We start from the raw sequence: 20,236 nt of genomic DNA, 5'->3' as shown, positions 1-20,236 counted from the left end.
TAGAAATGAAAACTAAAAAGATAAAGCATTATAGCCTGGAGGAAGTAACCGACAAATACATCGGGAAACCAGGAACTAAGGAGAGAGAAGATTTCGAAGATGAACTTCGCTTAGACCTTATTGGAGAGGCCATAAAAAAGGCGAGAAAGGATCGAAATCTTACTCAGGCTGAACTCGGAAAATTGGTTGGCGTTCAAAAAGCACAGATCTCTAAAATTGAGAATAACCTAAACGACGCAAGATTTGAAACTATCTTAAAAGTTTTTAAAGCACTCAATGCGAAAATCAGTTTCAATGTGGAATTAATGGATAATAATCTTGAGCTTAATTAAACTCTAATTCCCCATAATACGATCTCCCAGTTGCGCCATCAATTCTTTTGCATCCCCACGGGTTTTAGGGGTTTCTTCGGCCATAATTTTACCGTTTTCTTCCACCAGCTTATAATTAAAAGCGAATTCGGAATCGGCGCGGGGAAAAGGATCCAGAGTTCCGAAGCGAAGATCGTTAAAGAAAAGTTCTCCTTGCTTTTCGGATATCGTATACCAGCCTTCAGAGATTTTGATAAGGCGCTGCACATTCCTTTTTTCTTTCCAGTCTCCCAGTAAATGATGGTTTTTGGGATATTCTACAAATTGAATGGGTTTTGAGTCGAAGAGGGAATAGTCCCCGATTAAATAGGAATCTTCCACCTCCACATTGGCCGTCCAGAGAATGGTATTTAACGGAGCGGGTTTGGTTTCGATCTTTTTATAGGCAATTCCCTGTGCTGCCAGAGCTTCGGTAAATTTGTTATAGGTGTATAATTTTATTCCGGGAGTGATGATCAGTAGATAAATACTTGAAATTATAAGACCAAGATTGTTATAGCGTCTGCGCATTTGAGAATCCCGTTTCTGTCGCATCGCCAGGATAAGAAAAACCAGAAATGGTAAGGTATAAAGCGGATCGATCACAAAAATATTCTTATAAGCCAGCCTCACTTCCAACGGCCAGAGCAACTGAGTTCCCCAGGTGGTATGAGCATCCAGCAAAGGATGAGTAAACAAGCCCCAAAACATAAGCCAGGACCAGTTTTTCCAGGTGGCCATAGATTTGCGCTCGATCTTTGAAATCAGCCAGCCAAAGACCGGGGCGAACAAGACCGCAAAAACAATAGAATGAGTGAATCCGCGATGGATTTCTATCGCGGTGATGGTATCGGTAAAAGCACTGGCAAAGGTATCAAGATCGGGAATGGTTCCCGCAATAGCGCCATAAAGCATTGCCTTGTTTCCAACCTTTCGGCCGAGTACGGCCTCTCCAACCGCGGCACCTAATACAATTTGAGTTAATGAATCCATTTATTGGTTTATAAGTTAATCAGCGTTTCCGATTTATCCATAATTTGAGGATGAGATACCGGATCAAGTCCGGTATGACGTACTTGTAGAATTCTAATTAATCATCCACGATTTCCATTTTCCGAAGCAGGAATGAAGCATTCATATTCTGGCAAATTCCGTCTTTGAACTTATAGTCGAAAAACAATTCGTCGTTTACAATTTCGGCATCGAAATAATGATTTTTCACCTGTGGCAATTCGCTGGTGATCTCGCAAAGACTCAGGTCGTGGGTAGCGATGATCCCGGTAGATTTTGAACCGACAAGTTTTCTGATAAATTTCTTTGAACCTATAGCTTTATCGCTGCTGTTAGTTCCCTTAAGGATCTCATCGAGAATAATGAAATACCTATCGGTTTTAATTTCGTCTACGATAAATTTCAGGCGTTTTAATTCTGAGAAAAAATAGGATTCATCGTCGCTAAGCGAATCGCTGGTACGCATACTGGTAATGAGTTTAATCGGCGAGTATTTACAGTTTTCAGCACAAACAGGGAGACCGATATTGCTCATCAGGATCTGCAAAGAAACAGTGCGCAGGAAGGTACTTTTCCCGGCCATATTGGCTCCGGTGATGATGAAAAATTCTTCGTTATTTATACTGAAATCATTAGCTACCCTTTTCTCGGGATCCAGCAAAGGATGGGCGAGAGCAGTTGCTGAAATCCCATTTTCTTCAGCATTGATTTCCGGGAAAACATAATCGGGATGATTAAAAGAGAAATTTCCCAGGGAGTTATAGGCATCGGTATTTTCTATCACTTCGAACCAGTTCTCAACATTCTGACGGTAAGCAGTGATCCATTTCTCCAGTTTATAGCTTTGACGCAGGTCCCAAAGCAGGAATCCGTTGGCAAAAATCCCAAACAACATATTATTTCGCTGGTCAAGTGCATCTATGGCTTTGGAAAATTCTTTGAAAATCGCTGATGCTTTTTTCTTTTCGGTGTGAATGAGTTGCTGATTCTTTTTCATTATTTCTGAAGAGAACTCAGCCTTTTCCAGCAAAGCCAGTAAATGATGATACTGATGAAAGGTATCCTGTATTTTGCTCACACTACCAGACAGCAGGTTGATCTTTTTTAGGTAAATCCCGGTATACAGCAAGCCTGCGAGAAACCAAAGAAAAAGATGAATGCCTTTTAGATAATCTAAAGAGTAACCCAGGATCACCAACAAGGAAAGCACTGAAAACACTATGGGTAGCCATTTCATATAAGCTGGCACAAAATTCCTGTATTTTTTGAGCCACTGCACCACGGTTTTGGATGGCGTTTCTGTTTTCACCAAGCTGGCAAGGGCAGTAAATTCCTGTCTCCATTTGGGTTTTTGTTCAAGTTCCTTTATCGCTTCCTGTTTCTGCCGAATGAAATCGATAGAATTTTCAGTTAGCATCGCTGCCAATTTCTTTGTGCCTTCGTAGAGTGCCGTGCGATTCAGATATTGGAAAAAAGACCCTCTTCCGAAGAGATCGATGTCCTGGCTAAAAGCATGCAGCGGATCTTCAAATTCAGTTCCTTCGGGAAGATCATAGAAATTCCTGTGTTTTAAGATTTCTATCTCCAGCTCATTAAGGCGGATAAGCTCCTTCTGTTTATCGGCTTTATCCTTAAGATTGCTATGCCTGGACACCAGAAAGAGAAAGAGGGCGATTCCTCCAATAACCACCGGCACCAGCACATTCATATTTCCGAAGAAATAATAAATCGCAAAGGCGATGATCAAAAAAACCAGTAGCCTCAATAAACTGGAAAAAAGTAATTTCCGGGATATTTGGTTGAGTTGAAATTGATGATTCTCTTTTTGATCTATATAAAATTCTAAAGCTTGTTTCATTTTATAGTTTCGAGTTCCTGCTGCAATTTCTTCGGAAGCCCCTGCACCACAAGATCATAGGAATGATCGGTTAGTTCAAAGACCAGCGACGGATTTATCTGGCCGTCTAATATAAGGCTATTCCAGTTTTTTTTATTCATATGATATCCCGGAAGGATATGGCTTTCGTAAGTTTCCCGCAATTCGATAGCTTTCTCCGGATCACATTTAAGATTTACAAATAAAGGCACCTTGTCTAATGCAGCTAAAGCAAACATTTTACCCATCACCTTAAACACAAGAGTATCGGGCCCAAAAGGAAGACCTTCAGTCACTCCCTTTTTGCTGATGCAGTAATTTCTAAAAGTTTCGATATCCATAAGCCCCCTCCCTGGCCCTCCCCCTAAAGGAGGGAGGGATTTGAATAAGATTTATTTTCCAATTTCTCCCAAATGCGTGTATTTAAATCCGGTCTCATATTTGAGTCCGTAGCCCAGCATTCTATCAAATGAAGCGTGGGCGAACAAAATTACGCCTATTAATTGAATTACTTCCTTCTGAAGACCTAAGCCTACAAACCAGAATAAAATCGCGAGGCCTTTATGGTGAAAAATATTATAGAACAGGGCCCCGGGTTTATTTCCGAAAAGATAGCCCAGCATTCCAAGATCGGGAGCGAGAAATAGCAATAAAAACCACCACCAGGCAAAGTCCAGCTGACTAAAGGCAAAAATTCCCAGAAGAAACATTGCCAGTTCTTCCAGTTTAAGGGTGAATTTCATAATTACAGAAGTTTATACAAAACAGGTTTGGAGGGAGCGGCATCGTTCTCGAAAGAAGCGATTTGCAGATTCAGCAAATACTCCCCATCCGGGATTGAATTCGGCACATAGATAAGTTCGGTTATGGTAGCCTCAAAACGGGTATTTTTGGGATAGTTCCAAAAGGCTTTATGAGCCAGTAATTTCCCATCATCCTTTTCCTTGTCTACAGATGGCAGGTCGATGAGCAAATGCTGCACTCCACATTCACGAATATAAGTAGCGGCATTTTCGCTTAAAAAAGGCCAATTGGTATGTGAATATTTCCGACTGCGTTTTTCGATATAATTTGGAAGCGTTCTTATCACCAAAGCATCGGTCTCTCCCTTTTTCAGAAGCTTTTGGATCATAACCTGGGTGATTTCCATATCCTCCAACCAGTTTTCCGGAGTCACAGAAATCACTTTTGCGGTAAAGAAAAAGTTCTTCAGGGTTTGATTGATACTGTGGAATTCCCTGGTAATATGCCCCACACATTCGGTATGCGTACCGTGAGCGTGCGGATTGAATTTTACATTATTGAAATTTACCGCAGCACCTTCAGTAACCTTGCCTATAAAATCGCCATCTTTCACCGGCTCTATCACCGGTGGACCCAAATACCAGGCTATGGGATTTTTGGAGTCACCCCGTAAACTCAAAGAAATATCCAGAGGTTTGGAAAGGTCTATCTGATAAGTCTTGTCCTTATGGTTAATGTTCGCTAGCATCCTGTAAAATTACGAAAAGGGAAAGAAAAATTATTGGAATATGTATAGGCATTTAACCAAGATAGAAAAGATCGGCCGCGATCCCATCGCTGAGAAATTTTCCTTTAGCCGTGATATGCAAAACCCCATTTCTTTCTTCCAAAAGTTGCTTTTGCTGAAGCGGGCTTGCATTTTTTAGAATGTGCAGCTTGTAATCAACTCCGAACTTTTCTTCTACCTCCACCAGGGAAACTCCAAACTTTGTACGAAGCCGGGTCATCACATATTCATTGAATTTATCGGCGGTGGAGAGCTTTTCTGTTTGCTGTGGTATCTGGTCTTTCGCCAGGGCTTTGATGTAGAGGCTATTATTGGTCACATTCCATTTTCTTGTATTTCCATCGTAGGAATGAGCCGAAGGGCCTATCCCAAGGTAGGTTTTACCAAGCCAATAGGCCGTATTGTTTTGAGAAAAATAACCGGGTTTCCCGAAATTGGAAAATTCGTAATGCTCAAATCCGTTATTGGTCAATGTTTCCACCAAAATTTCAAAATGCCTCCTGGCAGCTTCATCATCAACGGGTTTCACTTTGCCTTTTTCGATGAATTTCTGAAGTGCGGTATTGGGTTCTATGGTAAGAGCGTAGCTGGAAATATGGGGTACACCTAGCTCCAGAGCGATTTCCAGGTTCTCCCTCCAGCGCTCCTCACTCATCCCCGGCACCCCGTAAATAAGGTCTATGGAAATATTTTTGAAATATTTACTGGCCAGTTGAATGCTTTCCAGGGCTTCTTTTGAATTATGCGCCCGGTTCATCAACTGCAGGTCTTCTTCAAAAAACGACTGCACCCCAATACTGAGCCGATTGATTTTCGAAGCGGCCAGCATTTCTATTTTTTCCATAGAAAGGTCGTCGGGATTGGCCTCAAGAGTGATTTCGGGATCTTTTGTGATTTGATATTCGGCATAAATCGTTTCGAAAATCCTATCAAGTTCTTCAGTAGAAAGCAAGCTGGGTGTTCCCCCGCCAAAATAGATGGTTTGAATTTCAGCATCGGGCAATTCATCTTTCCGGAGCACCAATTCCTTGCATAACATATCCACCAGCTGATCTTTCTTTTTCATAGATGTCGAAAAATGAAAGTCGCAGTAATGACAGGCCTGCTTACAAAAGGGAATATGGATGTAGATACCAGACATCAGTTATCAATTATCATTTAACAATGATCAAATACTTCTTATTTATTTTTAAAGCAAAAGAATAGGATTTTTCAGATAACGGATTATCAGTTGATTTGTTCATTATTAATTTTTAATGTTAACTGTTAATTGCTAATTGTTATTTGATTTTTTTCGGATTCTGCTTCACAAAAGCCTCCCAACCTGTGTAGCTTTTGCCTATCTCGGTGCGGCCTGAATTATAAAAATGGCAAACCGCCGCGGCGAGGCCATCGGTTGAGTCGAGATTTTTGGGTAAAGATTTCAGGCTAAGCAGACTTTGTAGCATCCTGGCCACCTGTTCCTTGCTAGCGTTTCCATTCCCCGTAATTGCCATTTTAATTTTCTTCGGTAGGTATTCGGTGATGGGGATCTGGCGGGAAAGTCCGGCGGCCATCGCAACTCCTTGCGCCCGGCCCAACTTCAGCATAGATTGCACATTTTTTCCGAAGAAAGGCGCCTCGATCGCGATCTCGTCGGGATTGTAAGTGTCTATAAGTTCTATGGTACGCTCAAAAATGAGCTTTAATTTGATGTACGGATCGGAATATTTACTCAGCTGCAATTCGTTGAGTTGCAGGAATTGCATTTTTTTATTTTCCACCTTGATAAGTCCGAAGCCCATTATCGTGGTTCCGGGATCGATTCCTAAAATGATTTTTTCGCTCTTCAAAATCGCAGTTGGGGTTTAAAGCCGTCAAAAATTACGTAATTTCGGGCAGCCAGGCAAAGCTAAGGAATTCTAAAGCCCAATGATAATTTTCATCTTTATAAGTATCGCCTACCTCATCCTAATGATCTCCCTGATCTACGGCTGGCGACAAATCCCTGAATTCTCCGCCGACTTCTCTCCTGCACAAACCGGGTTTTCGATTATCATCCCCTTTAGAAATGAAGCCAAAAATTTACCGGTTTTATTAAACTCACTAGCCGAAATCCAATATTCCAAAGATAAATTTGAAGTTTTGCTGGTGAACGATGCCTCAGTAGATAATTCGGTAAAAATTTGTAAGGAATTTCAGGAAAAACACCCCCACTTCAGCATTAAAATCCTGGAAAATGAACGTTGGTCGAATTCTCCAAAAAAAGATGCCATCACAACGGCAATTGAGAAAGCTAAATTTGATTATATCCTCACCACCGATGCCGATTGCAGGGCACCAAAACTCTGGCTAAAGACTTTTAATGATTTTATTTCTAAAACAAAACTTTCATTAATTGCCGGCCCGGTATCCCTCTCTCCCCAAGGGGGGAAAACTACAAAGTCTTTTCAGATCTTTGAAGAATTGGATGTTTTAAGTTTGCAGGCAGCGGGCGCAGGAGCTTTTGGAATCCAGCAGGCTTTTATGTGCAACGGGGCAAATTTATGCTACCGCAAAGAAGCGTTTCTTAAAGTAGCTGGGTTTAGTGGTAATGATGCAATAGCAAGCGGAGATGATGTGTTTTTGCTTCAGAAATTTCAGCAGGAAAAATATAAAGTAGCTTATTTAAAAAGTCGGGATGCTATTGTAAAGACCCGGCCGCAAAAGAATTTACACGCCTTGATCTCACAACGCATTCGCTGGGCAGCTAAGGCTCCGGCATATAAAAGTTTGTTCTCTAAATTTACGGGAGCCATTGTGTTATTAATGAATGTCGGACTCGTATTGGGAGCAGTTTTGGCCTTGATGGAGATTTGGCCTTATTATCCTATATTAATCATCTTTCTTTTGAAATTTAATTTTGATTTCGGACTTCTATATCTTTCAGCAAGGTTTTTTCAACGCGAGGCAGTATTGCGTAGTTATTTCTGGAGTAGCCTGGCCTATCCATTTTTCTCGACTTATGTGGCTTTAAAATCACTTGTTTCGGGTTATGAATGGAAAGGAAGGAAATTTAGAAATTAGAGGTGTGAAATTGAAAGTACGAGCTTAGAAGTAGGAATTTAAAAATTAGAATTATGAACTATTTTATTTTAAAGTACAGTCTCATCCCAACCTATATGGAAGAGCGGGGAAAATACAGGGAGGAACATCTTAAACTGGCAAAAGACTATGCCGATCGTGGGTTGCTGGTACTCGGTGGAGCTTTAGCCGATCCGACCGATGAAGCCATATTGGTCTTTAAAACGGAATCGGAAAAAGAGGTTGCTGAATTTGCCAGACAAGATCCGTATGTTCAAAACGGCCTCATTGCAAAATCGGAGATTCGCCAATGGAATGTGGTGATTGGAAATTGTTTTGAGCAATAAGAGAATAACTTAATTAACCATACTTTAATACTGCTTCAATCTTCTTTAATATTGAGGTAACAGCTTAATGCTCATAAAGGAATTATTTTTGCCGAAAATAAGTTATGACAAGTATTGAGAAAACATTACTGGCAATATCTACAATAGATTTCCCGGTACACTATGAAGACTCGGCACAAACCATTAGGGACGCCAAAGGAATGATGATTTGTGATATTAGAGGTTGGAGTAAAATCCAGTTTATGACTAAGGCTCAGGAACGCCATGATGCCATAGGGAATCTCATTTGCAATCTGCTGAATGATTATAAGGATAAGCAGGTTACTGATTTCGACGAAATGATGCTGGGAGTATAAAAGTTTATTCCGCCTTAATTAGGATGGGCATTTTAAACACCGTAGAAACAGGGATGCCTCGTTTGCTGGCGGGATAAATTTTTGGCAGGGAATCGATGCTTTGAGTGAGCCAGGTTCTGATTTCCGGTAACTGGTTTATGGTGGTAGAATCGATCTCCACCGAATCGATCCTGGGCCGGCCTTCCTTACTTATTTCTAAATACAACAATAAAGTATCGTTAATAGCTTCGGTCACCACAGGTTGTTGTTTAGCCAGGTAAGCATAGACACTTTCGGCGACTTCCCGCTCAAAACAGTCTCGTGCTGCGGTGAGCTCCGTTTCATTCTGGCAGTCTTCAAAGGCGGGATATTCGTCTACTTCCTTCCAGTTAAGGCTTTGGGATTCGACTTCCAGCACCTCTTCCGAAGATATCTTCTTGGTCTCGAAATTACAGGCAAACAAGAAAATAGGTAAAAGCAGGAGTAAAGTTCTTTTCATTAGCAAACTGCGCTTAGACTTTAGACAAAAGTAAGGAAAATGAAGGGAACTTCTATCTTATCAAACGGCTGCTCTTGCTTAAAAGGACAAAAAACTTTTACTGCTGCTGCAGAAAAGGAAAAGATAAAGAAACCATTTTAAGGCTTATCCTGAATTAAGATATCCTGCAGCAATCTGTGACAGATTGATCCTGTATTTTTTCAAAAAACAGGAGAGGGCGAGAAAATTTTTCCAGGAAAATAAAGAGACCGGGATAATCCCGGTCTCTTTATTCAGAAAAGATATTATTTCCGAACTATAAATTGCCGGGAAATAGTGGTTCCCCCGGTTTTCACTACAAAGAGATAAAATCCATTTGGCCAGTTACCAACATCCAGTTTAAAATTATAATTTTTTTCGGCCAATACATTCCCTAAAAAGAGAGTTTCCATCCTTTTCCCTGAAAGATTAAAGACCTCTGCAGAAGCTCTACCTTCAAAGAGGGTTTTAAATTCAAGAGTTACTGGTCCGGTAGATGGATTAGGATATATATTGATATTTACAATTTCATCCTGGGAATTAGTAGTACCTGAAAGATCCACACAGGCCCCTAGTAGCGCTCCTTTAGCAAGGAAAGATTTAACTGCAGCCGGTGGAACTGAAAGAGTTTTTTCGTTATAACACAGTTCGATTTTCCTCTTTTCAGAAATATCCGATACCAAAACGCTAACTTCATCGATGGCTGAGCAACCCTGCGCATCTGTTACCCTTACAGTATAGGTAGTGGTAACCTCCGGACATACTTCTACTTCAGATCCAGAAAACTCAGGCAGGGATGTCCAGCTGTAGGTATATGGAGGTGTTCCTCCGGATGCCATAACAGACAATTCAGTGCAACTAAACTTATCAGGTAAACCGGTATAAACTATCTTATCTGGCCCTGCATCGACAAGAATCTCTGAGGTACAGCAACTTTTCCCCGGACTAGCATAGATATCGTATCCTTTATAAGTGCCTGCATACATAGTAGCATCACTCCAATTGGCGGGATCGTTATTATCCAGGCTGGCATCACAAAGCTCCATAGAGTAACCAACTCCCGCAGCACCTTCGGGCCATGGTGATCCAATACCATAGGTAACCAGATCAATCCTAAGATCAGAATGATGATCGGTATTTATTATATAAATGGTCTCCGGTTCATCATTGCTTAAGTTTGCCCCATGCCATTCATAGGCTGGAACACCGAAGAAATCAGTAAAGATTTCAGCATTTTTTGCTGTTACCCAGTATGCTCCGGGTTGCAGGGTATACTCGGGTAAACGGCCGCTGGTGATCCCGCCTTTAATTCTCAAACCGCCCAATTCTATTGCTTCATCGGTGGCATTATACAACTCGATAAATTCAAGATCGTCATTTTGTTCTTTAGGAGGTTCGTCATACATGATCTCGGTTATTACCAGGCCTTCCCGCAGTGGGTTGTAAATGATATCTGAAGTCATAGCTTGCATAACATTGCCTGCGAGGTCCTGGACATTGGCTATTCCAAGTTCATAATATTTACCTATGCCAATAGGATTGGCTAGATGGAGTACAACCAAATCCCCTTCTGCTGAAATTTCAACCCATCCTTCAACGGGTATTGAATTCAGGCTATAATTTGATATATCCAGGGCAGTGTGGTTTACCGGTTCACTGAATTCTATTTGTATCTCATCAATATTTAAGGGTTTGGGCTCAAGAGCAACAGGAGGAAAAATATCACTCTCTGCGGCGTAGATCAGCACATCATCGATAAGAACCTTTGCAGCTGTTCCCTTACGGGCTCCTGCTTTAGTGAGAAATCGCAGTACCACATTGCTGTTATTAAAAGCGGCTGGATGCAAAGCATAAGTAAATTCTTTGAACTCAGAATCTACATTATTGAACCCCCGGTGATCCGAACCCATTAAAATCCTGGAGCCAAAGCTAAGTCCTCCATCTGTGGAAACCTGCATGAATAGCTTTACGTGTTTCATAGCCCCTGTTGCCCTGGTAGCCACCCAGAAATTGGCAGCAACATTTTCCAGGCCACTAAGATCGAGACGAACCTGTGCAAAGATCTCTACTTCTTCCTCATCTTCCCCCTCTTCCACTACCGGCCAAAGCCCTAATGAATAATCTCCTGTTCTTGTAAAAAAATCCTCCTGAAAAATTCTAATTCCATCTACCTCGTTCCCTGACCAGTTGGGAATAAAGTTCTCATTTTGTATAGTGAAGCTGTCTTCAAAGCCTTCTGTATATGGAAAGTCGGTTTCCTGACTCCATATTGACCCGGACAATAAAACCGGTATTATTCCTAATAAGAAAAGTAAAAGTTTTTTCATGACCCCATAATTTTAGTTAAACACAATGGCAGATCCTGCTTACAGAACCCTCTATTAAAGATAGACCACAGGAGGTTCTCAGGGAGTAACGAAAGTCATCCAAAACACGGGAATTTATTTCTTTTAAGACATAAATCTTTAAGGATCAAAGCTATTTGTTAAGATCGATATTCTTAAGCACATTGAAGAAGAACGGGCCGGGGGGTTATAAATCATCCAAAGGAAAGTAACAGAAACACTCTCTTTTTTCCTGGTATTCTGGTAAGCACATACAAATTAAAAAATCCGGGAAGAGCCTGAAAAAGAAGTAATAAATAACAAGGCCTGCCTCAAAATATTTTTTTGGACAGGCCAACTATTGCTTTAGAAATTATAGGTTCTATTCCCCTCCCTGAAAAACTATTGGAAGGGAGTACATCACTCCAACTTCCTTACCTCTCTGTTTTCCGGGTTCCATTTTAGGTAAAGCGTTTACCACGCGAATGGCCTCTGCTTCAAGTTCCGGACTGCTTGCACGGGCTTTGGCATTCACTACCTGGCCTGTAGCATCGATTTTAAACTGAACGATTACCCGGTTGATACCTTGCTCGGCATATTGCCGCATTTCCTTAACATTAAAATTTGAGCTAACAAAATCAGTAATTCCAGAACTCATACAATGTTTTCTTAATTCCAGGCTTTCCAGGTCTTCACAGCCTGGGAAAACCGGCACCTCATCGATTACAGCGAAGGGTACTTCACTACTTTTCTGATCCTTATCCATTGCAACCTCTTTTCCCCTGATATACGGTTCCTTTTCGCCATTATTCTCAACCGTAATTGAAGGTGTGCCATCAGGGGTATTCACAGAATAAATGATAGTTTTTTTACCATCGGTCATTCTTACCTCTTTATAATCTGAAGTGGAATTCATTACTTTCATAACTTCTGAAAGCTCTTCTTTTTCTCCCGGCGTAAAATCACTTAGATTCTCAACCTGAATAGTAAGATTTTCATTTTCTAAATTTTGGGTTTGAAGTTCATCAGAAGCTTTATCCTGCGAACACGCCACATAAGTGAGCATTATAAGCAGGAGCGGTACGATGACGAGAAACTTAAATTTTGCGATTGATTTTGATCTTGATTTTTGTAACATAAGTATTCGTTTTTTGATTAATGAATGATTGAAAAATTGATTGATAAATGAAATATTACGGGTATTGAAGGCAGTGTTGAGCAACTGCTCATAATAATTGCGTTTTTTAGTGGTTTTAACCACGCTCGCATCGGCGATGAACTCGTGCAAGACAGCAATCCTATGCTGGAAAATATAAACCAGGGGATTAAACCAGAAAATGATCTTTAGTAGCTCGAAAAAAACCAGGTCCAGGCTGTGTTTTTGTCTTACATGCACCAATTCGTGCGAGAGGATCTGTTGTTTTTCTTCTTCGGAAAGTCGGTCGCCCAGGAAAATCGTTTTATAAAATGTACAGGCAATTTTTGAGTTTGGGACTTCAATAATCCTGAACTCTTTTTCTTCTGAAATTCTGCTGAAGCTAAAGAGTCGGTTTAGACTTTGATACTTCTTAAAAAACAGAAGAATACTCAGCAAAGCACCGCCAAAATATACCATCAACCACCAGTTGATCTGAAAATACTGTTGCTGGTTTATAATTACTTCAGGTAAATTCTGAACATTTTGGGCTGTCCCTCCCAGAAAAACTTCAGGCAACAGAATATTAGACCAAACCGCTGTGGATTCCTCGGGAAAAAGGCCGGCTAAAGCTTCAATTTTCAGCAAAGGCAGGAGAAGTGAAAAGACCGGAGTAAGTAATAGATACCAACGGTTGGCAAGGAAAAATGTTTCTTTTTTCAACAAAAACTCATAGACCAGCAGAAAGACTAACTGAAATAATATTACCTGTAAGATATAATGTGCCATTATTCCTCTTTTTTATCGATTTCTTTTAAAATTGCCTCTAGGTCTTTGGTAGTCATATCATTATTTTTCATAAAAAACGAAAGCATACTTTTAAAAGACCCATTAAAATAAGAGTTCATTAGTTTATTAATGCTCTGGTTGCTATAGGTTTCCCGCTCAAGCAGCGGAAAATACAAATAGCCTTTTCCCTTCTTCTCGTGGTCTACAAAACCTTTGTCTTCCAGGATTCGCACAATAGTAGAAACCGTGTTATATGCTGGCTTAGGCTCGGGCATTTCTTCTATGATAGAAGCGACATTGGCCTTTTCCAGTTTCCAGAGGATCTGCATGATCTCTTCTTCTGCTTTGGTTAGTTGTTTCATAGTAGTTGCTTTGTTATTTCCGCGAAGGCAGAAATCTATTTATTCATTTTATCCTCTATGCCTGCTAATATAAACTAATTATTTAGTTGCACCTAATGTTTTAGTTAAAAATATTTTCAGGGAAATTTCTTTTAATTCGTAACTTCCCTTAAAAATAGCATACGCACTATGGATTTACTCTTTATAATTCTCGGCGGTATTTTAATCATAACCGGAATTCTGGGTAGTTTTCTTCCGGTATTGCCGGGAGTTCAGGTTAGCTGGATAGGTTTATTATTTTTGTATCTCGCTCCTTCGGTGCCTGTTAACTATTTATTTTTGGGGATTACTTTAGCCATAGCCATGCTAATTTATGTGCTTCAATTGGTGATCCCTGCTATTGGCACAAAAAGGTATGGAGGAAGTAAGACCGGCATGTGGGGCGCAACTATTGGCCTGGTAATAGGTATTTTTACTCCCATTCCTTTTGGTATTATCATAGGGGCTTTTGTGGGAGCTTTTATTGGAGAGATCATCAATAAAAGCGATTCAAGAGCGGCGGTTCGGGCGGCTTTTGGTTCTTTTGTAGGCTTACTGGCCTCAACATTTATGGAATTTCTTGTTGCCATAGGCTTTTTATTCCTGTTTATTTATAAGGTATGGGAATACCGTGATCTTTTGTTTTAAATTTTGGAAAAGAAAAAACCCGGCTCGCGCCGGGTCAAAAATTAACACCTAAACTAATTAATAATTCTGAAAAACTGCTTTTCGCTTTTTAAGTTGTTGTTCAAGTTCTGCAACAGTATTTTTCACGGCTAATTCAAAATTCTCTGCCCTGGCTTCAGCATAAATTCTTGGCCCCGGAGCACTGAGTTCTATTTCGCAGATCTTATCCCTTCCAATTGCCTGACTTTCCCATTTGATGAAAACCTCAGCCCGGATAAGCCATTCATACTTATTCTGTAATTTTTCGAGTTGTTGGTTGATAAATTCAGCTAAAGCTTCGCTGTTTTTGATCTTCACAAACTGTATATTGATATGCATAGTAGATGTTTTAATGATTACCCTAATTTACATCGAACTCCCTAAAATTAATATGACCGGCATCAGCTAAAATTCACTTTAATCAACAAGGCATTTTTAACAAAAGATTATTGCCCGCACAAATCTTTAACTTGATAAATATCATAGCTTTAAAGGTTCTTTTTATTCATTTTTACCTTTAATAATTCACCTCATAATGCCGCTGGAAGTAAAAAAACACGGAGTGATACTGGAGAAGACCCCACACAATTTTGAAAATGAAGGGGTTTTTAATCCTGCAGTAATAAAAGAGGATGACACCGTGCATATCTTCTACCGGGCTGTGCGCATTGGCAACTATTCGAGTTTGGGCTATTGCCGGTTGGAGGGTCCACTGGAGGTTGTCAAAAGAAACACCTCCCCCATATTTTTCCCCACAGAAACCTATGAATTCCAGGGGACAGAGGATCCCAGAATCGCCAAAATTGAAGACACCTATTATCTTACTTATTCGGCCTTTGACGGCATCAATGTTTTTGGCGCTTATGCCACCTCTAAAGATCTGAAAAATTTCACCCGCCAGGGCATTCTTACTCCTGTCTTTAACTATGAAGAATATTCAGAGCTCATCAGAGAAAACTTCGAAAAAATAAGTGAAAAACACCTGCTCTTCTACGAACTTTTCGTGCGGTATAAGCTCAACGAATTAATGAAGGGAAAGATTTATGTATGGGATAAAAATGTGATGTTCTTCCCGAAAAAAATAAATGGAAAATTTGCTGTGCTTCATCGCCTTTGGCCTTCCATTCAAATCTTTTATTTTGAAGAGAAAGAAGATCTCAGTCGGGCATTCTGGCGGGATTATGTGAAGAATTTGCGCGAACATATTGTTTTACGCCCGCGGTACCATTATGAATGCAGTCACGTTGGGGCCGGCTGTCCCCCCATTGAAACCGAAGAGGGCTGGCTTCTTATATATCACGCGGTAGAGACCACCGTGAAAGGATTGGTTTACCACGCTTCGGCTGCATTACTGGACCTGCAAGAACCCAGAAAACTGATTTCCAAATTGAAAACTCCCTTATTCTCTCCTACCGAAGAATATGAAAAAAAGGGAGTGGTAGACAATGTGGTATTCCCTACCGGCACGGCCGTTTTCGGAGAGGATTTGTATATCTACTATGGGGCGGGAGACGATTGTATTGCCGTAGCTTCGGTTAAATTAAAAAATTTGCTTAATGAACTAAAAAAGGAATCAGAATGAAAAATTTAAATAAGACTTCCAAAATCCTCTTTATGTCCACCTTTCCGCCCACCACCTGCGGAATAGCTACCTATACCACCGATACTATGCAATCTATTCAGCGTAAATTCGGAAAAAGTTTTGAGTGTAAAGAACTGGAAATTGTAAAAGATCAGAAACCGGGTTTTCCTTATCATTTCAATCCAGAGGAAAAACAGGAGTATGTACGTATCGCAGAGGAAATTAACAGGGATCCTGAAGTTAAACTGATTCATATACAGCACGAGTTTGGGCTTTTTGGCGGAGATTACGGCACTTATCTGTTTGATTTTTTAGAAAAGATAAATAAACCGGTTGTGATGACTTTTCATACGGTACTTCCCAACCCCAACCCCGAATTAAAATCGGTGGTTCAGAAACTAGCTGCCTTCTCAAAGGTAATTTTTGTTATGACCCAGGAATCGGTAAAGATTCTGAGGGAGGCTTATGATATTCGGGAAGAAGACCTGGAGCTTATCCAGCACGGCACTCATATGGTAGCATGGAAATCCCCCGAAGAGGTCAAGGAGAAATATGGGTTTAAAGGAAGGTTGGTCTTATCTACTTTCGGTTTACTGGGAGCAGGAAAAAGCATTGAGACGGCTTTATATGCCTTACCTGAAATCATAAAACAACATCCGGACGTCTTATATCTCATAATTGGAAAAACCCATCCCGGAAATATCAAAAACAACAGGGATGATTACAGGAGGTTTTTAAAAAGCCTGGTAAACCAGCTTGAACTATCAGCTCATGTAAAATTTTATGATTCTTATTTGGAGTTAAAGCAGCTCCTCGAATTATTACAGGCCACAGATGTTTACCTGTTTACCTCCAAGGATCCTAACCAGGCGGTGAGTGGCACTTTTTCTTATGCAATGAGTTGTGCCTGCCCTATTATTGCCACTACCAATCCTCATACCAGGGAAATCCTTAACCATGAATTGGGAATCCTCATTAAAATTGGTGATCACAAGCAGCTTTCAGAAGCAGCCATAAAATTACTTTCAGATAAAAAACTTCGGAAATTTATGGCTGTACAGGCCTACACCAAAACCAGTTCCAGTGTTTGGGACAATATCGCTATTCAACATGCGAAGGTCTACCAGGACGTTCTGGATAAAAATGAGCCCCTTAAATTCTCAAGGCCAAAGATCAAGCTGGATCATCTTAAGAGACTAAGCACGGAATTGGGAATGATTCAATTTTCCAAGATAAACATTCCCGATCGGGATTCGGGATATACCCTTGATGATAATGCCAGGGCACTTATTGTTATGCTGATGCATTATAATATTTTCAGAACCAGCGAAGATCTAGATTATATAGATCTCTATTTGTCTTTTATTGAAAGATGCCAGACCGGGTCCGGCAATTTTGTGAATTATATTGATGAACATAACCAGGTTCATATTAAAAACGATTATGTAAACCTGGAAGATTCCAATGCCAGAGCCATCTGGGCACTTGGCCAGGTGGTTAGTGAAGTCCATAATCTTCCTCCTGAATACATTAAAAGAGCAAAAAGCTGTTTGGACAAAGCCCGGTCCTGGATACCAGGAGTTCTATCACCCCGGTCCATAGCCTTTACCATAAAGGGGCTTTTCCTTTACCTGGAAAATTTTGAAGACCAGGAATTTAAAAAAGCAATAGAAAAATTAGCCGAAAATCTAATAAGCAGGTACGATCTGAACAGGGAAAAGGACTGGGAATGGTTTGAAGAATACCTCACCTATGCCAACAGTATCCTCCCCGAGGCCATGTTGCTTGCTTTTTTAACCACTGGGAAGAAGGTGTATAAAAATACTGCACTGGAATCATTTGAATTCCTGTTATCCAAAATGTACAAAAACGGCAAATTTAGGGTGATCTCTAACAAAGGTTGGCACCAAAAACATACAAAACCGGAAATTTACGGAGAGCAACCTATAGATGTTGCCTACACTATCCAGGCCCTGGATATTTTTTACCAGCATTTTAAAAAGCCGGAGTATAAAATAAAAATGGAAAAAGCTTTCAATTGGTTTCTTGGAGACAATCATCTTAACCGCATTATCTACAACCCCGTTACAGGCGGTTGTGGAGATGGGCTCGAAAAAGAGAATGTGAATTTAAATCAGGGTGCCGAGTCTACCATTTGTTACCTAATGGCAAGGCTGATAATGGAATCCTATCCTGAAAGCTCTGAATACGGGTCTTCTCATGCTAACGCGTTACGAACAAAAAAAAGAAGACGGGTGAGAAAAGCTTCGAGACCTGAGTTTCGTTAAACAAAACATCCCACCAAATATGGGATGTTTTGTTTGTTTTAGATTTAATTAATTCCTGAAAAGTCCTCTGTATCTTTAAGATATTCGGTAATCTTAAAAATTTCTTTTCTGTTATTTCTAAAGGATTTCACGAAATCGGTTACCTCATCTTCAAGGTGTTCGTGTTCCAGGCGGAATATCCTGGAGTCATCATTCTCCTTCTCCATCATTACTCCTAACTGGGCCCGGTGTTTTTGGGTTTTATGAAGCAGATCTTCACATCGGGAACGAATTTCCTGAAGCTCAGATCTAATCCTGGAAACTTCATTTATACTCTCATCACTGTCTATCCAAATAAAATATTTATCGATAAGTTTATTGAGAAAATTCAGATCATCCCTAAAAAATTTCAGATCAGATTCCCAGTGTTTGGTAAGCAAATAGAGCTGTTCCCAGTTGGCCTGAATCATGAATTCTCCTTTTGGCCTTTTTCTAAAATTTTCCATAATGCAAGAATTTATTTCCTTCTGAAATTACCTCTTTCAGTCATAAAAAATAATGATTTTAATCATACAGCCGCAAGATTGATTTTTATCATTTGGGGGGAGGTAACTTTATAATAACTTCAGATCAAAACCTCAGCCATGTTTACAGACAGGATAGATGCAGGAGAGCAATTAAGCCGGGAATTGGCAGACTACAAGGGAAAGCCAGTTGTTGTGTTGGCTATTCCCAGAGGCGGGCTCCCAATAGGAGCTATACTTGCAAAAAGCCTGGAAGCCCCTCTGGATGTAGTCTTATCTAAGAAAATAGGCCATCCCTATAATTCAGAATTTGCTATAGGTGCAGTTAGTTTGGAGGATATCACACTAAGTCCTACTGAACATTTTTCAGAAGAATATATCAGTACACAAACAGAGAAAATAAGAGAGCTCCTTCGCAAAAGAGACAGGGAATATCATAAAAATTCCAGTCCGGTTAATTTAAAGGACAAAATCATAATTATAACCGATGACGGAATCGCTACCGGGAATACGCTTTTAAGTACGGTCATGTTGGTGCACAAACAAAAGCCCCGGGAAATTATTGTGGCCATCCCGGTAGCGCCTCCTTCCTCTGTTGAAAAATTAAAGAACTCCCCCGAAATCAGCAAAGTAATTTGTCTTGAAACTCCTTTCAATTTCAGTGCAGTAGGACAGTTTTATGAAGATTTCAGGGCGGTAAGCGATAAAGAAGCTATAGAGATACTGCACGAAACCAACCGGGAATACGGAAAGCCTAAGGGTTAAAATTTTCAGGGATTAATCTAACACGAATAACTATGAAAAGATTAGAAAACAAAGTCGCATTAATCACCGGGGGCGCCGGTGGGATTGGATTGGAAACAGCCAGGTTGTTCCTTGCAGAAGGTGCTAAAGTATTTTTAACCGACCTGGAGGAAGAGAAACTTAAAAAGGCTGCAGAAAGCTTAAAAAGCGACAAGGTAGCATGGTTCGCTGCCGATGTATCTAAAGCCGGGGACACTAAGAAATATTTGGAAAAATGTCTTTATAATTTTAGTAAGATAGATATTTTCTTCAGCAATGCCGGAATTGAAGGTAAAACCAGTTCCATTGCAGAATATCCTGAAGAGGTTTTTGACCGGGTTATAGCTGTAAACCTAAAAGGGGTATGGCTGGGATGCCAACATGTTATTCCCAGGATGGAAGATGGAGGGAGTGTTATCATTACCAGCTCGGTTGCAGGATTAAAAGGTTTTCCTAAGCTTGGGGCTTATGTAGCTTCTAAACATGGGGTTATCGGTATTATGCGCACTGCTGCCCTGGAATTTGCTGAAAGAAAAATAAGGGTAAATTCTATACATCCCGGTCCTGTAGACAACCGTATGATGCGGTCTATAGAAGATCAACTCGGTCCGGATAATCCAGAAGAAGTCAAGGGTGGTTTTGAAAATTCAATTCCATTTGGTCGCTATGCTGAATCAAAAGAAATAGGACAACTGGCTCTTTTTCTTGCCAGCGATGAAAGCAAATATATAACCGGCACCCAACAGGTAATTGATGGAGGAATGTATATCAAATAAG

At 40.4% G+C, this 20,236-nt stretch carries 22 protein-coding genes; 9 read left to right on the top strand and 13 right to left on the bottom strand.

The annotated features are described in order from the left end of the window. The first annotated feature begins 5 nt into the window (after positions 1-5). The gene (locus tag BUW93_RS03260; RefSeq protein ID WP_232778300.1) at positions 6-332 is read left to right on the top strand and encodes a helix-turn-helix domain-containing protein; all 327 of its coding nucleotides are present in this window, start codon (positions 6-8) and stop codon (positions 330-332) included. A gap of 3 nt (positions 333-335) precedes the next feature. Here the strand turns inward: BUW93_RS03260 and BUW93_RS03255 are convergent, their stop codons facing one another. The 7 genes from BUW93_RS03255 to ruvC all read right to left on the bottom strand — a co-directional run bounded on the left by BUW93_RS03255 (position 336) and on the right by ruvC (position 6,600). After that, positions 336-1,343 carry a metal-dependent hydrolase gene (locus tag BUW93_RS03255; RefSeq protein WP_081209137.1) on the bottom strand — a complete coding sequence of 336 codons (1,008 nt, stop codon included), beginning with the start codon at positions 1,341-1,343 and terminating at the stop codon, positions 336-338. 97 nt (positions 1,344-1,440) lie between these two features. Beyond that, positions 1,441-3,219: a MutS-related protein gene (locus BUW93_RS03250; protein ID WP_081209135.1), complete on the bottom strand. Its 1,779-nt coding sequence runs from the start codon at positions 3,217-3,219 to the stop codon at positions 1,441-1,443. Further along, positions 3,216-3,578, bottom strand: coding sequence for an MmcQ/YjbR family DNA-binding protein (locus tag BUW93_RS03245; protein ID WP_081209133.1), 363 nt, complete (start codon positions 3,576-3,578; stop codon positions 3,216-3,218). Before BUW93_RS03245 ends, BUW93_RS03250 begins: the two co-directional genes overlap by 4 nt. Before the next feature lie 51 nt (positions 3,579-3,629). After that, a complete protein-coding gene (locus BUW93_RS03240; RefSeq protein WP_081209131.1) occupies positions 3,630-3,980 on the bottom strand; it encodes a DUF4260 domain-containing protein in 351 nt (116 codons plus the stop codon). Between the two features lie 2 nt (positions 3,981-3,982). Further along, on the bottom strand, positions 3,983-4,729 hold the full coding sequence (locus BUW93_RS03235) for a cyclase family protein (protein ID WP_081209129.1): 747 nt from the start codon (positions 4,727-4,729) through the stop codon (positions 3,983-3,985). A gap of 52 nt (positions 4,730-4,781) precedes the next feature. Next, positions 4,782-5,909 carry a radical SAM family heme chaperone HemW gene (gene hemW / locus BUW93_RS03230; protein ID WP_081209127.1) on the bottom strand — a complete coding sequence of 376 codons (1,128 nt, stop codon included), beginning with the start codon at positions 5,907-5,909 and terminating at the stop codon, positions 4,782-4,784. Between the two features lie 139 nt (positions 5,910-6,048). Then, positions 6,049-6,600, bottom strand: a complete 552-nt coding sequence (gene ruvC / locus BUW93_RS03225) for a crossover junction endodeoxyribonuclease RuvC (protein WP_081209125.1) — start codon at positions 6,598-6,600, stop codon at positions 6,049-6,051. A 79-nt stretch (positions 6,601-6,679) separates the two neighbouring features. Between ruvC and BUW93_RS03220 the strand changes: the two genes are divergently transcribed. The 3 genes from BUW93_RS03220 (at position 6,680) to BUW93_RS03210 (ending at position 8,513) form a co-directional block, all read left to right on the top strand. Further along, on the top strand, positions 6,680-7,813 hold the full coding sequence (locus BUW93_RS03220; RefSeq protein ID WP_081209123.1) for a glycosyltransferase family 2 protein: 1,134 nt from the start codon (positions 6,680-6,682) through the stop codon (positions 7,811-7,813). A 53-nt stretch (positions 7,814-7,866) separates the two neighbouring features. Continuing rightward, on the top strand, positions 7,867-8,157 hold the full coding sequence (locus BUW93_RS03215; protein ID WP_081209121.1) for a YciI-like protein: 291 nt from the start codon (positions 7,867-7,869) through the stop codon (positions 8,155-8,157). 104 nt (positions 8,158-8,261) lie between these two features. Continuing rightward, a complete protein-coding gene (locus tag BUW93_RS03210; protein ID WP_081209119.1) occupies positions 8,262-8,513 on the top strand; it encodes a hypothetical protein in 252 nt (83 codons plus the stop codon). 4 nt (positions 8,514-8,517) lie between these two features. On the opposite strand, the gene BUW93_RS03205 is transcribed toward BUW93_RS03210, so the two are convergent. The 4 genes from BUW93_RS03205 to BUW93_RS03190 form a co-directional block, all read right to left on the bottom strand. Further along, the gene (locus BUW93_RS03205; RefSeq protein ID WP_081209117.1) at positions 8,518-8,991 is read right to left on the bottom strand and encodes a hypothetical protein; all 474 of its coding nucleotides are present in this window, start codon (positions 8,989-8,991) and stop codon (positions 8,518-8,520) included. A 284-nt stretch (positions 8,992-9,275) separates the two neighbouring features. Beyond that, the gene (locus BUW93_RS03200) at positions 9,276-11,336 is read right to left on the bottom strand and encodes a lamin tail domain-containing protein (protein ID WP_081209115.1); all 2,061 of its coding nucleotides are present in this window, start codon (positions 11,334-11,336) and stop codon (positions 9,276-9,278) included. Positions 11,337-11,715: 379 nt separating this feature from the next. After that, positions 11,716-13,257 carry a M56 family metallopeptidase gene (locus BUW93_RS03195; RefSeq protein WP_081209113.1) on the bottom strand — a complete coding sequence of 514 codons (1,542 nt, stop codon included), beginning with the start codon at positions 13,255-13,257 and terminating at the stop codon, positions 11,716-11,718. After that, entirely contained in the window at positions 13,257-13,619 is a 363-nt protein-coding gene (locus BUW93_RS03190) for a BlaI/MecI/CopY family transcriptional regulator (protein ID WP_081209111.1), read from the bottom strand. Before BUW93_RS03190 ends, BUW93_RS03195 begins: the two co-directional genes overlap by 1 nt. Positions 13,620-13,787: 168 nt before the next feature. Here BUW93_RS03190 and BUW93_RS03185 point away from each other — a divergent pair, with 168 nt between their 5' ends. Further along, positions 13,788-14,285: a DUF456 domain-containing protein gene (locus tag BUW93_RS03185; protein WP_081209109.1), complete on the top strand. Its 498-nt coding sequence runs from the start codon at positions 13,788-13,790 to the stop codon at positions 14,283-14,285. Positions 14,286-14,342: 57 nt separating this feature from the next. On the opposite strand, the gene hpf is transcribed toward BUW93_RS03185, so the two are convergent. Continuing rightward, entirely contained in the window at positions 14,343-14,642 is a 300-nt protein-coding gene (gene hpf / locus BUW93_RS03180; RefSeq protein WP_081209107.1) for a ribosome hibernation-promoting factor, HPF/YfiA family, read from the bottom strand. A 196-nt stretch (positions 14,643-14,838) separates the two neighbouring features. Between hpf and BUW93_RS03175 the strand changes: the two genes are divergently transcribed. Together BUW93_RS03175 and BUW93_RS03170 are read left to right on the top strand one after the other, a co-directional pair. Beyond that, positions 14,839-15,885: a glycoside hydrolase family 130 protein gene (locus tag BUW93_RS03175; RefSeq protein ID WP_081209105.1), complete on the top strand. Its 1,047-nt coding sequence runs from the start codon at positions 14,839-14,841 to the stop codon at positions 15,883-15,885. After that, a complete protein-coding gene (locus tag BUW93_RS03170; protein ID WP_081209103.1) occupies positions 15,882-18,173 on the top strand; it encodes a glycosyltransferase in 2,292 nt (763 codons plus the stop codon). The genes BUW93_RS03175 and BUW93_RS03170 overlap by 4 nt, the downstream gene beginning before the upstream one ends. Before the next feature lie 44 nt (positions 18,174-18,217). On the opposite strand, the gene BUW93_RS03165 is transcribed toward BUW93_RS03170, so the two are convergent. Continuing rightward, positions 18,218-18,658 (bottom strand): hypothetical protein, encoded by a 441-nt coding sequence (locus tag BUW93_RS03165; protein WP_081209101.1) that lies wholly within the window; start codon positions 18,656-18,658, stop codon positions 18,218-18,220. A 138-nt stretch (positions 18,659-18,796) separates the two neighbouring features. Between BUW93_RS03165 and BUW93_RS03160 the strand changes: the two genes are divergently transcribed. After that, a complete protein-coding gene (locus BUW93_RS03160) occupies positions 18,797-19,441 on the top strand; it encodes a phosphoribosyltransferase (RefSeq protein ID WP_081209099.1) in 645 nt (214 codons plus the stop codon). A 32-nt stretch (positions 19,442-19,473) separates the two neighbouring features. Further along, a complete protein-coding gene (locus tag BUW93_RS03155) occupies positions 19,474-20,235 on the top strand; it encodes an SDR family NAD(P)-dependent oxidoreductase (protein ID WP_081209097.1) in 762 nt (253 codons plus the stop codon). Position 20,236 lies beyond the last annotated feature (1 nt).

This window comes from Salegentibacter sediminis, assembly GCF_002078605.1.
Classification (GTDB): Bacteria; Bacteroidota; Bacteroidia; order Flavobacteriales; family Flavobacteriaceae; genus Salegentibacter; species Salegentibacter sediminis.
The sequence above is the reverse complement of the archived record's forward strand: the minus strand, read 5'-3'. Positions and strand labels throughout refer to the sequence as shown.